General features: G+C 71.7%; 16 protein-coding genes. 14 read left to right on the top strand and 2 right to left on the bottom strand.

Annotated elements, in window-relative coordinates:
* From ABGB14_RS08055 to ABGB14_RS08005, 11 genes are read left to right on the top strand one after another with little or no spacing between them, the layout of a single operon-like run.
* Nucleotides 1–792 carry an ABC transporter permease gene (locus tag ABGB14_RS08055; RefSeq protein WP_347642883.1) on the top strand — a complete coding sequence of 264 codons (792 nt, stop codon included), beginning with the start codon at nt 1–3 and terminating at the stop codon, nt 790–792.
* Complete coding sequence (locus ABGB14_RS08050; RefSeq protein WP_347642882.1) at nt 792–1,649, top strand: ABC transporter permease; 858 nt, start codon at nt 792–794, stop codon at nt 1,647–1,649. Before ABGB14_RS08055 ends, ABGB14_RS08050 begins: the two co-directional genes overlap by 1 nt.
* A 4-nt stretch (nt 1,650–1,653) precedes the next feature.
* Nucleotides 1,654–2,673, top strand: a complete 1,020-nt coding sequence (locus ABGB14_RS08045; protein ID WP_347642881.1) for an MlaD family protein — start codon at nt 1,654–1,656, stop codon at nt 2,671–2,673.
* Nucleotides 2,673–3,716, top strand: a complete 1,044-nt coding sequence (locus ABGB14_RS08040) for an MlaD family protein (RefSeq protein ID WP_347642880.1) — start codon at nt 2,673–2,675, stop codon at nt 3,714–3,716. The genes ABGB14_RS08045 and ABGB14_RS08040 overlap by 1 nt, the downstream gene beginning before the upstream one ends.
* Nucleotides 3,716–4,741, top strand: a complete 1,026-nt coding sequence (locus ABGB14_RS08035) for an MlaD family protein (protein ID WP_347642879.1) — start codon at nt 3,716–3,718, stop codon at nt 4,739–4,741. Before ABGB14_RS08040 ends, ABGB14_RS08035 begins: the two co-directional genes overlap by 1 nt.
* Complete coding sequence (locus ABGB14_RS08030; RefSeq protein WP_347642878.1) at nt 4,738–5,757, top strand: MCE family protein; 1,020 nt, start codon at nt 4,738–4,740, stop codon at nt 5,755–5,757. Before ABGB14_RS08035 ends, ABGB14_RS08030 begins: the two co-directional genes overlap by 4 nt.
* Complete coding sequence (locus ABGB14_RS08025) at nt 5,754–6,767, top strand: MCE family protein (protein ID WP_347642877.1); 1,014 nt, start codon at nt 5,754–5,756, stop codon at nt 6,765–6,767. Before ABGB14_RS08030 ends, ABGB14_RS08025 begins: the two co-directional genes overlap by 4 nt.
* Nucleotides 6,764–8,209 carry an MCE family protein gene (locus tag ABGB14_RS08020; protein WP_347642876.1) on the top strand — a complete coding sequence of 482 codons (1,446 nt, stop codon included), beginning with the start codon at nt 6,764–6,766 and terminating at the stop codon, nt 8,207–8,209. Before ABGB14_RS08025 ends, ABGB14_RS08020 begins: the two co-directional genes overlap by 4 nt.
* The gene (locus ABGB14_RS08015) at nt 8,206–8,979 is read left to right on the top strand and encodes a hypothetical protein (protein WP_347642875.1); all 774 of its coding nucleotides are present in this window, start codon (nt 8,206–8,208) and stop codon (nt 8,977–8,979) included. The genes ABGB14_RS08020 and ABGB14_RS08015 overlap by 4 nt, the downstream gene beginning before the upstream one ends.
* 17 nt (nt 8,980–8,996) lie before the next feature.
* Entirely contained in the window at nt 8,997–9,584 is a 588-nt protein-coding gene (locus tag ABGB14_RS08010) for a 4'-phosphopantetheinyl transferase superfamily protein (protein ID WP_347643142.1), read from the top strand.
* A 9-nt stretch (nt 9,585–9,593) separates the two neighbouring features.
* Nucleotides 9,594–9,770: a hypothetical protein gene (locus ABGB14_RS08005; RefSeq protein WP_347642874.1), complete on the top strand. Its 177-nt coding sequence runs from the start codon at nt 9,594–9,596 to the stop codon at nt 9,768–9,770.
* A 14-nt stretch (nt 9,771–9,784) separates the two neighbouring features.
* Here the strand turns inward: ABGB14_RS08005 and ABGB14_RS08000 are convergent, their stop codons facing one another.
* Nucleotides 9,785–10,699 (bottom strand): cation diffusion facilitator family transporter, encoded by a 915-nt coding sequence (locus ABGB14_RS08000; protein ID WP_347642873.1) that lies wholly within the window; start codon nt 10,697–10,699, stop codon nt 9,785–9,787.
* A 34-nt stretch (nt 10,700–10,733) separates the two neighbouring features.
* Between ABGB14_RS08000 and ABGB14_RS07995 the strand changes: the two genes are divergently transcribed.
* The 3 genes from ABGB14_RS07995 to ABGB14_RS07985 are packed head-to-tail and all read left to right on the top strand — an operon-like array spanning nt 10,734 to nt 13,593.
* Nucleotides 10,734–11,192 carry a MarR family transcriptional regulator gene (locus ABGB14_RS07995; protein WP_347621430.1) on the top strand — a complete coding sequence of 153 codons (459 nt, stop codon included), beginning with the start codon at nt 10,734–10,736 and terminating at the stop codon, nt 11,190–11,192.
* 59 nt (nt 11,193–11,251) lie between these two features.
* On the top strand, nt 11,252–11,902 hold the full coding sequence (locus ABGB14_RS07990) for an LppX_LprAFG lipoprotein (protein WP_347642872.1): 651 nt from the start codon (nt 11,252–11,254) through the stop codon (nt 11,900–11,902).
* Nucleotides 11,899–13,593, top strand: a complete 1,695-nt coding sequence (locus tag ABGB14_RS07985) for an MFS transporter (protein ID WP_347642871.1) — start codon at nt 11,899–11,901, stop codon at nt 13,591–13,593. Before ABGB14_RS07990 ends, ABGB14_RS07985 begins: the two co-directional genes overlap by 4 nt.
* A 27-nt stretch (nt 13,594–13,620) precedes the next feature.
* On the opposite strand, the gene aspS is transcribed toward ABGB14_RS07985, so the two are convergent.
* Nucleotides 13,621–14,883: an aspartate--tRNA(Asn) ligase gene (gene aspS, locus ABGB14_RS07980; protein WP_347642870.1), complete on the bottom strand. Its 1,263-nt coding sequence runs from the start codon at nt 14,881–14,883 to the stop codon at nt 13,621–13,623.
* Nucleotides 14,884–15,154 lie beyond the last annotated feature (271 nt).

Below are 15,154 nucleotides of genomic sequence, written 5' to 3'. Positions count from 1 at the left end.
ATGGCCTTGTCCGGGTTCGTCGGACGTAGGGCCGGGTCGGTGCTCGGCCAGGTCGGTGACCTGTTCGTCATCGTCCTGGAGGGGCTGCGCCGCAGCTGGGACGTGCGCCGCTGGTGGTGGGAGTTCGTCGACCAGTGCTGGTTCCTGGCCCGCGTCACCAGCGTGCCCGTGCTGCTCGTCTCCCTGCCGCTCGGCGCGACCGTGGCGCTTCAGGTGGGCGAGCTGGCCTGGCAGCTGGGCGCGGGCTCGGCCACCGGCAGCGCCGTCTTCGTCGGCCTCATCCGCGAGGTGGCGCCGCTGGCCAGCGCGCTGCTGATCGCCGGCGCCGGGGGCAGCGCGATGACGTCCGACATCGGCGCGCGCAACATCCGCGACGAGCTGAGCGCGATGGAGGTCATGTCGGTCAACCCGATCCACCGGCTGGTCACTCCGCGCATGTGGGCGGCCAGCACGATCGCGGTGTGCCTGTGCCCGCTGGTCATCCTGGCGGGCGCGAGCGGCGGCTACTTCTTCAACGTCATCGTGCAGGGCGTCACGCCGGGCGCGTACTTCGACGGCGCGCTGTCGCTGGTCGTCGCCTCCGACCTGTACGTCACCCTGTTCAAGGCGTGGATCTTCGGGTTCGTCGCGGCGGCCGTCGCCTGCTACAAGGGCATGACCTGCGCGACCAGCCCGGTCGGCGTGGGCCGGGCGGTCAACCAGTCGACCGTGGTGACCTTCATGCTGGTGTTCACGTTCAACTACGTGATCTCGGCCGTCTATTTCCTGGCCTACCCCCCGAGGTCGCTCTGATGGCCATGACGCGCACGGCAGGTCTCAGGCTCGCCTTACGTGGCCGGGACGTCGCCGAGCGGTTCGCGACGCTGGCCGACTGGCCGCTGTTCGTGTGGAAGGTGCTCTTCTACTCCGTACGCGACGTGGTGTTGCGGCTGAAGTACGCCAAGGTCGTCGTCAGGCAGGTCAGCGACGTCGTCGTCGGCGTCGGGGCGACGGTCATCGGCGGCGGCATGATCTTCGTGGTGTTCACGATGGCGTTCGTCGTGGGCGCGACCGTCGGCCTGCAGGGCTACCAGGGGCTGCAGGCGATCGGCGCCGAGTCGTTCATGGGCCTGGTGGGCTCGTTCGCCAACGTCCGCGAGATCACCCCGATCATCGCCGCCACGGCGCTGGCGGCGCAGGTGGGCTCGTCGTTCACGGCGGAGCTGGGCGCGATGCGCATCTCGGAGGAGATCGACGCGCTGGAGGTGATGGGCATCAACGCCTTCACCTACCTCGTCTGCACCCGCGTGGTGGCGGCGCTGCTGGCGCTGATGCCGATCTACCTCATCGCGTTGTTCGCCAGCTTCTTCGCCACCCGGCTGATGTGCACGGTGTTGTTCGGGCTGGCGCCCGGGGTCTACGACTACTACTTCTACCTGTACCTGCCGGTCAGCGACATCGTGTTCAGCGTCGCCAAGGTGGGCGTGTTCGCCTTCGCCGTCATCGTGATCCACTGCTTCTACGGCTTCCACGCCACCGGGGGGCCGGTGGGCGTGGGCGTGGCGGCGGGGCGCGCCATCCGCCAGTCGATCGTCACGATCGTGCTGCTCAACCTGCTGCTGTCGTACCTGTTCTGGGGCGGCGGGGGCAACATCCCGCTGACGGGGTGAGCCGGTGAGCCGATCCGAACTCTCCCTCCCCGCCCGGGCCGGCGTCGCGCTCGCCGTCCTCGTGGTGCTCGCCGGGGCCACGCTGTACGTCGTACGCACCGCCGCCGAGATCAGCGGCACCAGGATCGACGCCGTGTTCGCCCGGGCCGGGCAGGGCCTGGACACCAACTCCCCCGTCAAGATCCGCGGCATCACGGTCGGCGACGTGACGGGCGTGGCGCTCGACGCCAAGGGTGACGCCGTGGTGACCATGCACGTGGAGCCCGGCGTCAAGGTGCCCGCGTCCACGGTCGCCTCCGTCGAGCCGACGTCGGTGTTCGGCCCCAAGTACGTCAACCTCAAGCCCGGATCCGGCGAGACCACCGGCCCCTACCTGAGCAGCGGCGCGGTCATCACCGACACCGAGGGCCCGCTCGACCTGTCGGACACGCTCGGCGCCGCCTACCGCGGCCTGGACGCCGTCGACCCTCGCGAGGTCACGGTCATCGTGCACACCCTGGCCAAGGGACTCGACGGGAAGGGCGAGCACCTGCGCGAGCTGATCGGCGACGCCGGCGACCTCGTCGGCGTCGCGCACCGGCACCGGGACCGGGCCAGGCGGTTCCTGCGCGACGGCGCCCTGCTCGGCACCACGCTGTCGGACAGGGGCGACGAGATCGTCGCGATCGCGTCCGACGTCAACGTGATCACCCCCGATCTGCTGGAGCGGGCCGGCAAGGCGCGCGCGCTGCTGCAGGAGGTCACCTCGGTCAGCGGCCAGACCGCGCACGGGCTGGCCAAGCACCGGCGCAACCTGCGGGCCGGGGTGCATTCCGGCGAGCGGGTCGCCGCGCTCATCTACGCCCAGCTCGGGCTGGCCGGCGACGGCGTGCGTGGCCTGAACCGGCTGGTCGACCTGCTCAACGAGCTGATCGAGGCGCCGGGCCCGGGCGGCACCCGCCAGCTCCAGGTGGAGGCGTTCGTCGCGACCGACGTCTGCGAGCTGATCGTCGGCGTCTGCGGCCCCACCGACGGGAGGCGCTGATGGAGCGCACCCGCCGCTGGTTGACGTTCGCCAAGTTCGTGCTCTTCGTCGGCCTGACCGTGACGCTGATCGTGGTGATCAGCGTGCAGATCGCACGGGTCGGCACGGGCGGCGGCTACCGGCTCGTCGCCACCTTCGACGACGTGTCAGGGCTGGTCGAAGGCGACCAGGTCAAGATCGCCGGCGCGCCCGTCGGCCAGGTGGACACCATCAGGGTGGTCGACGGCCGGGCCGAGGTGACCATGGAGGTACAGGACGCGGTCAGGGTGCCCGCCGACACCGAGGCCGCCGTCCGCTGGCGCAACGCCATCGGCCAGCGGGTGATCTACCTGCTGCCCGGCAGCGCGCCCGGCATGTTGCCGCCCGGGTCGCGCATCGCCCGCACCTCCTCCCTCGTGGACATCGGCGAGCTGGTCAGCGATCTCGGCCCGCTCACCCGGAGCCTCGACCCCGACCAGATCAACCAGCTGCTCACCGCCGCCGCCAGGTCGCTGAAGGGCAACGACAGGAACATCCCGAGACTGCTCGACAACGTCAACGCCATCACCACCACGGTCAACGCGCGCAAGAAGACCATCGAGCAGCTCCTGCGGGACTACGCCACCGTCACCGGCGTGGTCGCCAGGCGCGACAAGCAGCTCGAGCAGCTCGTCGACAACCTCGTCACGCTGACGGAGGCGTTCGCCGACAACCGCGAGCTCATCGACGACGCGCTGGTGGAGCTGTCGGCGACCGTGCACACCTCCAACGAGGTGCTCGGCAGGAACGCCGACGAGCTCGGCGCCCTGGTCGACAACCTGTCCGGCCTGACCGGAGGCATCAGGAGGAACGTGGACGACCTCGGCAGGACGGTCCGCACCTTCCCGCCGCTGTTCACCCGCGCCCGTTCCACCGTCGAGCGCGGCCACTACTTCATCACCGCGGTCCCGTGCGTGGCGCTGGGGCCCGCGCCCTGCCCGTACCCGATGAAGAAGCCGCCGCCGCTGCGCAACACCCGGGTGCAGAGCACCAAGGACCTCCGGAAACTGCTGGTGGGCGACTGATGGCGCTCAAGTCCTTCCGCGACCGCAACAAGATCGCTGTCGGCCTGGTGTCGGTGGCCACGCTCGCCGCGCTGCTCGTCGCGACGTTCCTGGTCGGCAACCTGGGGCTGCTGGAGAGCGGCTACCACATGTCCGGCATCTTCGTGGACTCCGGCGGCGTGCGCACCGGCAACGACGTACGGGTGGCGGGCGTGCGCGTCGGCAAGGTCACGGAGGTGCGCCCCGACTACACGCGCGGTCACGTGGTCGTCACCTGGAAGGTCGACAGCGACGTCCGCCTCGGCCGCGGCACCCGCGCCGACATCGCGCTGTCCAACCTGCTCGGCGGCCGCTACGTCAAGCTGACAGGCCCTGTCTCGCCTCCCTACCTCGACCAGCTGCCCGAGGCCCAGCGGCGCGTCCCCGTGACGCGGACCGGCGTGCCCACCCTGATCAACGACGCCATCAACGACGCCACCCGGCTCGTCGAACGGCTCGACACCGACGCCGTGGACGACCTGCTCACCGAGCTCGGCAAGATCGACGCCATCAAGCGCGGCCGCGTCACCCGCCTGCTCGAGAACGTCGGCGACCTGTCGGAGACCATCAGCAAGAGCCAGCCGCAACTGCGGCGGCTGCTCGACAACGGCACCAAGATCATGAAGGTGGTCGAGAGGAAGGACGAGCAGCTCGCCCGGCTCGTCGACGCCATCGAGGTCATGCTGGCCGAGCTGCGCCACCGCCGCGCCGAGCTGCGGACGCTGCTCGGCGACGGCAGCGACCTGGTACGCAGCACGACCCGCCTGATCGAGCGGCACGAGAAGAGCCTCGTGCGGGTCCTCGACGACAACGCCGCCATCACCACCAAGCTCGGCGACGACAACAAGCAGCTCAACTCCCTGCTGGCGTGGGCGGGCCCGACGTTCTCCGGCCTGTCCACGATGGGCGGCCAGGGCCCGTGGCTCGAAGCCATCGCCACGGGCCTCGGCCCCATCGACCCGGAGGTGCTCGCCGCCATCGCCAAGGACAGGAGGGCCGCCCGATGACCCGGCTGGTCACGGCGCTGCTGGCCTGGGCGCTGCTGGCGTCCGGCTGTTCCGTGCTGGGCGCGGAGCCGTACCGGCTGGTGGCGATCTTCAGCAAGGCGCCCTCCCTCTACGAGGAGGCGCGGGTGAAGGTGATGGGGCTCGACGCCGGGTACGTCGACGACATCAGCATCGAGGGCGACCGCGTACGCGTCACGCTCCGCGTCGACCGCCACGTACCGCTCCCCGCGGACGTCAGGGCCGTGGTCGCGCCGCAGAACACGCTCGGCGAGCGCAACGTCGTGCTCTATCCCCCCTGGAAGCCCGGCGACCGGCGCATCCAGCCGGGGACGACGATCCCGCTGAAGCGCACCGAACTGCCGGTGGAGATCGACGACGCGCTCGACGCGTTCACCAAGCTGACCGACGCGCTCGACGACGAGAAACTCGGCGACGTGGCCGGCGACCTGGCCGACGGGGTGAGGGGGCGCGGCAGGACCATCGGCGACGCCGTCTCCGACACCTCCAAGCTCACCGGCGTCCTGGCCGAGCAGGACCAGCAGCTCGTCGCGCTGGCCGAAGGGTTGAACCGGCTGGCCGCCGGCCTCAACAAGCGGGAACGCCAGGTGACGGGCGCGATCGACTCCTTCGCCGAGGCGAGCTCGATCCTGGCGGAGGAGCGGCGCCGGCTGCGCGGATTCGTCGCCGGCATGGCCGGCTTCGTGCGCCGCGGCGACGTGATCATCGAGCAGTACGCGCAACGGCTCCCGCAGGCCGCGAGCACCCTGGCCGAGCTGGTCCTGACGGTCAGGGCCAACAGCGCGTCCGCGGCGCAGGCGGTCAAGGGCGCGGCCGACTTCGCCGACGTGATCATCGACTCGTGGGACAGGAAACAGCACGTGCTGAAGATCCGCGTCGTGCTCAACGCGCTGACCAGGGCCTGGCTGACGCCCCTGTTCGACTCGCTGAACCTGGGCGACGTGCCGTGCCTGCCCGCCGGGCTGAGCAACTGCCCCTACCAGAGGAGGCCGCGATGAGGGCCGCCGCGCCGGCCGGGCTGCTCGTGCTGGCGCTCACGACGTCGTCGTGCTCGCTGCAGACGCTCGGCGCGACCACCGGCGACCTGACCCTGCACGCGGTCTTCGACGACGTGCAGAGCCTGGTGGCGGGGCACAGCGTGCAGATCTCCGACGTACGGGTGGGCACCGTCACCGGCATCCGGCTGCAGGGCTACCGGGCCAGGGTCACCATGTCGATCACGTCGGAGCACCGGCTGCCGGAGGGCAGCACGGCCACCGTGGCCAAGACGTCCGTGCTGGGCGAGAACTACGTGCTGCTCGCCCCGCCCAAGGGCAAGGACCTCTCCACGGGGCCGTACCTGAAGAACGGCGCCACCATCGCCGACACCTCGGTCGAGCCGGACATCGAGCAGGTCACCGCCAAGGCCGGGCCGCTCATCGAGGCGCTCGGCGCGCAGGACGTGAACGCCGTCCTGGACGCGGCCTCGACCGCGTTCGCCGGGCAGGGCGACGACGTCAACAAGCTGATCAAGCAGACGGCCGAGGTCACCGACGCCTACGCCGCCGCCCGCCGCGACCTGGGCACCAGCATCGACGCCCTGGCCCGGCTGGGCGACGACCTCGCCAAGGGCAGCACCGAGCTGGACCGGCTGCCTGGCACCCTCGCCTCGGCCACGGCGCGCATCGCGCACGGGCGCAAGCACGTGAAGAAGACCATCGTCGCGCTGACCAAACTCGCCAAGGAGGCCAACCTCACCGTCTACCCGCGGCACGCCGCGCGGTTGCGCACGCTGCTGCGGGAGCTGGCGGCCATCTCCTCGGCGATGCAGCGCGGCGGGGAGGACCTGAAGGCGCTGGTGGCCGAGCTGCAGAAGTTCATCGACGCCCCGCCGATCACGGTGAACGGGCAGGTGCTGATCTACCTGTGGCTCAAGGGCGTGCTGCTGCCCCAGCGGCGCGACGCCGACCGGCCGGCGCTGCCGAACAGGATCGAGGACTTCCGCCTGCTCCTGGAGCCGCCGCGATGAGCAGGCGGATCTACCTGAACCTCGGGTTCTTCGTCGTTCTGGGCGTCGTCATGACGGTGTGGGCGTTCAGCACGATCATCCGGCTCGACGCCATCGAGCGGCCGTACCGGGTGTCGGCCGAGTTCGTCTCGTCGCCCGGTCTCGTCCGCGGCTTCGACGTGGCCTACCTGGGCGTCCGGGTCGGCAAGATCGGCGACGTGCGGCTGGCGCCTGGCAAGATCGTCGTCGGTCTCGACATCGACCGGGAGGTCCGGCTGCCGAAGGGCGTCTCGGCCGAGGTGCGGCGCAGGTCCGCCATCGGGGAGCCGTACGTGGAGCTCTCGCCGCCCGCCACAGGGGCGGGCGGCCCGCGGCTCGCGGCCGGTGACACGATCACGCTGGCCAGGACGTCGGTGCCGCTCGACTACAAGAAGTTGTTCGAAGGCGTCGGCAAGCTGCTCAACGCGGTGCCGCCCGAGGACGCCGAGGCGATCACCCACGAGCTGGCCGTCGCCCTCGACGGCCGGGCGCCGGCCATCAGGCGCATCATCGACGACGCCCACACCCTGACCGGCACCCTCGCCGACAACACCGAGGTGCTCGACGAGCTGGCGGTGCAGCTCACCCGGCTCACCCACACGCTGGCCGGCAAGCGGGGCGAGCTGGCCTCCGGCATCACCGACCTCAGCACCGTGACGGCCACCCTGCGCGCCTCCCGCGCCGACCTGAACACCTTCCTCGACCGGGGGCCGGGCGTGTTCGGGCAGCTCGACGAGGCCGTCCGGCGGTCGAGGCCGGGGTTCTCGTGCCTGCTGACCGCGGCGGGGCTGCCGCACGAGCCGGTCTTCTCCCCCGAGACCGAACGCAACGTGCACCACCTGCTGAGCATCATGCCGACCGCGTTGAGCCTGGCCGACGACATCAGCGACCGGCGCGGCGACACCGTGTACGGCAGGGCGTCGTTCATCTTCAGCGTCCCCGGCGGGCCGCAGCCCGCCGAGGAGTACGCGCGGGCGGCCGGGCCGCCCACCGTGCCGGAGCTGCGTGCCTGCCCGGATCGCGCGCCCGTCTCCGACACCTCCGGGGACGGCGCCCGCTCCGGCCGTGACCGGTCCGAGCGAGATCGCCTGGACGCCGCCGCACGGCCGGACGGCTCGGCTCGGCCGGACAACCCCGGCCGGCCGGACCCTTCCGCACGACCGGGCGCCGCCGAACGGCCGGACAGCACCGTACGACCTGGCGCCTCCGGACGGCCGGGCGCCGGGGACACCGTCAGGCCGGGCGGGAGCCCGCGGCCCGCCCCATCGTCCAGTGACGTGGCCGCCACCGGCGCCACGTCCCCTGACCCGCCGAACACCGCCCCCCTGATCGCCGCGATCTTCCTCGCCGTTGTGGCCTCCGGCGGCATGGTGGGCTGGATCGCGGCAGGTCGGGCCGCCCGCCGCCGTGAGGAGTCACGATGACCACCGAGCAGGACCTCTCCGCAGCCCTCCGCACCGACGAGGCCCGCACGGAGACCGAACCCGCAGCATCCGGGACCGCGCCGTCCGAGGCCGTGACCGCGGTGGATGGCGAGCCCGCCCGGCGGGGCGCCGCGGAAGCCGCGGACGGCGAGCCCGATGCTCAGGAGCAGGTGGAGACGGGAGACGGCGGGCGGCGGGACGCCGCCGTGGCCGGGCGCCTCTCCAGGGCCCGCGTGTGGTGGACGCTGGCGGCCATGGTGGTGGCCGCGATCGCCGCCACGGCCGTCCTGCAGGGCATCTCCGCCGCCCAGGCCCGCGACGCCCGCGCCGCGCTCGAAGCCGAGCGGGCGCTGCGCCTTGAGGTGTCGGGAGCCGCGGGCGCGTTCGGCAAGGCCCTGCTCAGCTACGACTACCAGGACCTGCAGACCACCCGCTCAGCCCTGGCCGCCCAGGCCACGGGCGACTTCCTGAGCACCTACGACGCGGCGTTCGGCGGCGCGATGGCGCAGGTCATCGTCAAGCTCAAGGCGACCTCGCAGGCCACGGTGCGGGAGGTCTACCTCGCCGACGTGGACGAGGCCACCGCGCACGCCATCGTGGTCGTCGATCAGCAGGTGAACACCTCGGAAGCGATCCGCTCGGTCAAGGACTCGCACCTTAAGATCTCTCTTGTGAAGGAGAAGGGCACCTGGAAGATCCACGACGTGACCGTGCTCGGCGCGTCCTCGGAGGACCAGTACACCCTCGACGGCGACGAGAAGAAGGACTGACGATCGGCCCTTTGGCGATGGGCGGGCGCCCCGACGAGGTGCGAGCCCCTGATGACTGGCTGACCGAGGTGGAACGCGAGCGGGCGGCGCGGTTCAGGTTCGAGGCTGACCGTGACTGCTTCGTCGCCGCGCACCTCCTCGTACGCGTCTGCGCCGCCGCCGTGCTCGGCGTCGAGCCGCGCGAGCTGACGCTGCTGCAACACTGCCATCTGCACGGCCCAGGGCACGGCAGGCCCTCCATCGAGCAGGCCCCGGAGCTGGGGGTCAGCTTCAGCCACACCCGCGGTTACGTGTGCGCGGCCGCCGGGCCGGGCAAGGTCGGCGTGGACGCCGAGCACGTGCCGCCGGGGCCGCTGGACACGTTGCTGGCCGACCGGGTGCTCAACCCGCGCGAGCGCTCGCTGGTCACCGGCAACGACGAGCTGATCAGGCACTGGACGCGGAAAGAGGCCCTGATCAAGCGCGGCGAGCTGACCATGGACAAGCTGCGGGCCTGCGAGGACGACCTGTCGGGCCGGCATCTGCTGGAGTGGAGCGTCGGGCCGGACATCAGGGTGGCGGTCATCACAGACGCCCCAGCGAGGAGGGCGCCCCTCCCCCAATAGACTGGACGCATGTTCTACCGTAAGCCCCTTGAGGAGCGCATCGCCGACCGCATGGCGCAGCGTAAGCCGCTCGAAGAGGGCAAGACCTTCGAGCACGGGCCCGCCAAGTTCGTGTTCGTGTCGCTGCTCGTCGCGGTCGTGCTGATGCACGTCGTCGGCGTCGCGATCGTCATGGCGTTCAGCTGAGCGGCGGGGCGACCTCAGCGGCGGGTCGGGGTCGGGTCGAGGAAGACGTGCTTGACCCCGGAGATCTGGTCTCGCAGCCGGCGGTCCACCTCCTCGCAGGCCCGCTCCACGCCCGCCGCGCTCGACTCGTCCCTGAAATCGATCTTCGCGGCGACCAGGATCTCCCCCGGGCCGATCATCATCGTCAGCAACTCGACCACGTCATCCACCTCCGGCTGCGCCAGCAGCACCGCCCGGATGCCCGTCTCGGTCCGCTGGGTCGCGGCCTGGCCGATGAGCAGCGACATGTTCGCCCGGATCAGGGTGAGCGCCACGACCAGCAGGAGCAGGCCGATCACGACCGAGGCCGCGCCGTCCCACAGCGCCGAGCCGGTGAGCTGCGAGGCGACCAGCCCGGTGGCCGCGACCAGCAGCCCGCACAGCGCTGCCGCGTCCTCGAACAGCACGGCCTTCAACGCGGTGTCGGACGTCATGCGCGCCAGGCGTACCACGCCGACCCGGCGCCGGGCGGCCTCGGCGCGCAACTGCGCGAGCCCCCGCGCGAACGAGATGCCCTCGAACACGAACGAGGCCGCCAGCACGATGTACGCCGGTGTGAGGTTCGACAGGTCCTCGCCGTGACCGATCTCGTGCAGGCCGTTCGTGATGGAGAACCCGGCCCCGCCCACCAGGGTCGTGACCGCCGCCATCAGCGCCCAGACGAAGCCCGCCTTGCCGTGCCCGAACGGATGCCGCCGGTCGGCGGGCCTGCCCGAACGGCGCACCGCCACCAGCAACAGCAGCTCGGTCACCGTGTCGGCGGCCGAGTGCGCCGCCTCCGACAACATGGCCGCCGAGCCGCCCACCAGGCCCGCGACGAGTTTCGCCAGAGCGATGGCGAGGTTGGCCGCGGCCGCCACGAGCACGGTGCGCAGGCTCTCCCCCTTCATGAAGTACGACTTTACGTGCGCTAGATTGGAGATCATGAGCGCGCCTCGCTGGCTTTCTCCCGCCGAACAGCGTGCCTGGCGCACGCACCTGGCGCTGCACAGGTTGCTCATGCACCGGCTCGACCGCGAGCTCCAGGAGTTCTCGCTCACGGTCAACGACTACGAGATCCTGGTCAACCTCTCCGAGAGCCCCGGGCGGCGCATGCGCATGAGCGACCTGGCCGACGCGACGATCCAGTCACGCAGCCGGCTGTCGCACCAGATCTCCCGCATGGAGGCCAAGGGCCTGGTCACCAGGGAAGACTGTCACGACGATCGGCGGGGCACGTTCGCGGTGCTGACCGACGAGGGGTGGGAGACGATCCAGCGGGTGGCGCCGTTCCACGTGGCCAGCGTGCGCGAGCACTTCGTCGACCGGCTCACCGACGATCAGCTCGAAACGATCGAGGCGGCCTACGCGCCCATCGTGGAGCAGCTGAAGAAGCTGCGCTGACACCCAACCGATATCGGCGAGGGTGCGCGGACCTCCGTACCGCTCGCTACGATCCGCTCATGCTCAGAAAGCTACTGATCGTGGCCGTGCTGGCGCTGGCGGCGGCGTGCTCGTCCGGCGGGGACGCCGGCGAGTTGCCCGCGGGGCCCGAGCTGATGAAGAAGGCCTCCGAGGCCATGAAGGCCGTCAAGTCGGCCACCTTCTCGATCGCGACCGAGGGCGAGCCGAAGGTGCCGGTCAAGCAGGCCGACGGCCGGCTCACCGCCGCCGGCGACGCCGACGGCACGATCACGCTTGACGTGCTGGGCACCCTGCAGGAGGTCAGCTTCGCCCTGGTCGGGGAGACCGTGCACTTCAAGGGCCCGACGGGTGGCTTCCAGAAGATGACCCGGCAGCAGCTGGCGCAGTTCTACGACCCCTCGGTGATCCTCGAGCCGACCAAGGGCATCGCCCAGTTGCTCGCCTCGGCCACGGATCCGAAGGTCGAAGGCGTGGAGGACGGCGCCTACCGCGTCGCCACGACGTTCCCCGGGCAGGTCGTCGGCCAGATCGTCCCCGGCGTCACGCAGGGCGTCAACGGCAAGGTCTGGGTCGACCAGGGTTCCAGCCGGCTCACCCGGGCCAACCTGCCGTTGCAGGGCGGCACGGTGACGGTGTCGTTCAGCGACTACGACGCACCGGTCACGATCACCCCGCCCGCCGCGAAATGAGGCGCGCCCGCCGGGTCGTGCTCGGCGCGGGCGGCGCGGTGGTGCTGCTGGCCGCGCTCGACGCGTACGTCGTGGTGACGGTCCTGATCGACATCGCCGAGGACGTCGGCATCCCGCTGAACCACCTGGAGCGGGCCACGCCGGTCGTGACGGGCTTCCTGCTGGGGTACGTCGCCGCGATGCCGCTGCTCGGCCAGCTCTCCGACCGCTACGGCCGGCGGCCGCTGATCCACGCGTGCCTGGCGGCGTTCGCCCTCGGCTCGGTGCTGACGGCGCTGGCGGCCGGGGAGGTCATGGTGGTGGCCGGGCGCGCCGTCCAGGGGGTGGCGGGCGGGGCGCTGCTGCCGATCACGATGGCGCTCATCGGTGACCTGTGGGACGAGCACGAGCGGCCCCTGGCCCTGGGGGCGGTGGGTGCGGCCCAGGAACTGGGCAGCGCGCTCGGGCCGCTGTACGGCGGGGTGCTGGCGCTGGTCCCCAGCACCGTGGTGGCAGGGGTGGAGCTGGGCGGCTGGCACGCCATCTTCTGGATCAACCTGCCCCTCGCCGCCCTCGCCGCCGTCGCCGTGCACCTCACGGTCCCTGGCCGCCCCGTACGCTCTGCCCGGACGTCCAGCACCGCCTCGGCGGACGCCACAGAATCGGGACGGCTCCGCGCGGGCACGGCCGCAGGACGGTCGCTCCCCCCGCACACGACCGAAGCGGGCGACGACCCCGCGGACACCACCGCAGGGCGATCGACCCCCGCGCGAGCCGACGCCCTCACCGGCACCCCCCGAGGGCGGCTCGTCGCCGCGGGCGCCGGCCGGGTGGACGTGGTCGGTGGCGGGCTGCTGGCGCTGGCGCTCGGGCTGCTGGTGGTCGGCCTGTACAACCCCGACCCCGCCAGGGCCGTGCTCCCCCCGTGGGGGCTGCCCGTGATCGCCGCCGGCGCGCTGGCGGCCGTGATCTTCGTCTGGTGGGAGATCCGCTCCCCCGTCCGCCTGCTCGACCTGTCCGGCGCCCGCAAGGGCCCGCTGCTCGCCACCCTCGCGGTGAGTTTCCTGGCCGGGGCCGCGCTGCTCGTGACCATGGTGTTCGTCCAGTTCACCGCCCAGACGCTGCTCGGCGCCGACGCGTTGGGGGCGTCACTGATCCTGGCCAGGTTCCTGGCCGCGCTGACGGTGGGCGCGCTGCTCGGGGGGCTCCTGGCGCGCAGGACGGGTGACCGCGCCGTGGCGGTGGCGGGCATGGCGCTGGCGGCGGCCGGCTACTGGCTGATGAGCCGCTGGCCGCTCGACCTGGAGAGCGCGGGCCCGCTGATGGACCTCCACCTCGTCGTCGCCGGCCTGGGCCTGGGGCTGGTGATCGCGCCGGTGTCGTCGGCGGTGTTGCGGGTGAGCCCGGCGGCCCAGCACGGCGTCGCCTCGGCGGCGGTCGTGGTGGCCAGGATGATGGGCATGCTGATCGGCATCGCGGCCGTGTCGGCGTGGGGCTTCTACCGGTTCCAGTCGCTGACCGCCCACCTGGACACGCCGCTCCCGTTCGGCGTGGACGCCGCGACCTACCAGCGGCGGCTGGCCGACTACACCGCGAAGGTGCAGGCGGCGCTGCACGTCGAGTACACCGAGATGTTCCTGGTCACGGCGTTCATCTGCGTGCTCGGCGCGGGCGTCGCGCTGCTCATGCCGTCCGTCGCCCGGGCCCGCTGAGGGGCCCGGGCGACGGCGGCGGGCGCGTTACGGGGAGAGGCGGTGCAGGTCGCGGGGGAAGGCGGTGGTCTGGCGGATGTTGGCGGCGCCGGTCAGCCGCGCCGTCCACCGTTCAAGCCCCAGCGCGAACCCACCGTGCGGCGGCATCCCGTGCTTGAAGGCCTGCAAATACCCTTCGTACGCCTCCGTCCCCTCACCCCGGGCGGCCAGCGCGGCGACGTAGTCCGCGTACGCGTGCAGCCGCTGCCCGCCCGTGACCAGTTCCAGCCCTCGGAACAACAGGTCGAAGCCGTTGGAGTAGCCCGGCCTGGCGGGGTCGGGATGGGTGTAGAAGGGCCGCTTGGCCATCGGGTAGCCGGTGACGAAGAGGAACTCCGACCCGTGTTCCCGCAGCGCCCACTCCGACAGCCGGCGTTCCTGCGCGGGTGACAGGTCGGGCTCCTCGGAGGACGTCATCCGCTGCGCCTCGGTGAAGTGGATGGCCGGGATCTCGGCGGGCACCTCGGGCAGCGTGACGCCGAGCAGGGCGGCCGCGGAGCCGGCGCGGCGGCGTACCGACCCCAGCATGCCCGCCACCGCCTCGCGCAGCACCGCCATCACGTCACGGTGGTCGCGGACGAAGCCGAGCTCCGCGTCGAGGCTGGTGTACTGGGCCAGGTGGCGTACGGTGTCGTGCGGCTCGGCGCGGAAGACGGGCCCGACCTCGTAGACCCGCTCGAACACCCCGACCATCGCCTGCTTGTAGAACTGCGGCGACTGCGCCAGGTAGGCGGGCCGGCCGAAGTAGTCGATGCCGAAGACGTTCGCGCCGGACTCGGTGGCCGAGCCGACGATCTTCGGGGTGTGGATCTCGGTGAAGCCGAGCCCGTCGAGCGTCTCGCGGAACCCGGCCACGCTCGCGGCCGCGATCTCCAGCGGCGCCCTGAGGCGGGGGTGCCGCAGCGCGACGGGCGCGTGGTCGAGGATCGTCGGGAGCGTCGCGCCCGGCTCCGGCCGGTAGAGGTCGAACGGCGGCGCCGCGCACGGCTCCGCCAGCACCTCGATCTCCGGCGCGACCAGCTCGAACCCTCCGGGGGCCTGCGGGCTGGCCGTCACGGTGCCGGTGACCTCGACGACGCTCTCCTCGCCCGGCAGGTCGTGCGCGGTCACCGCCTGGGCGAGGCCGGTGCGGTCTCTGACGACGAGGAAGGACACGGACTTCAGTTGCCGGCGGCGATGGACCCAGCCGGCGATCGTCACTCGTTGCCCGGCGTGCTCAGCGAGCTCCGCCGACATGACACGAGAGATCATCACAGCTCCTCACGAGGAAATGCATGATCCCTTGGGAGTGCGGGGGAGAAGGGAGCTCCCGGTGCCACCGCACTTTCGCCGCCCCTGGTCGAGGCGGCCTCGAGGACCCGGTGACGCTGGTCAGGCGGCGGGGCATTTCCTCCCCGCACTCGGGAGTGTCTTCACCAGAGGTGCACGGGACCGCCTTCACAGCTGCCGGCGGCTCTCTCGGCCCGTGCGGGCCCTCGGCTACTCGTCTCCGTCGACGTTTGCGGTCGATCCTACGAGCCCG

It is taken from the genome of Nonomuraea sp. B10E15 (genome assembly GCF_039871615.1).
In the GTDB taxonomy this organism is placed as follows: domain Bacteria; phylum Actinomycetota; class Actinomycetes; order Streptosporangiales; family Streptosporangiaceae; genus Nonomuraea.
The sequence above is the reverse complement of the archived record's forward strand: the minus strand, read 5'-3'. Positions and strand labels throughout refer to the sequence as shown.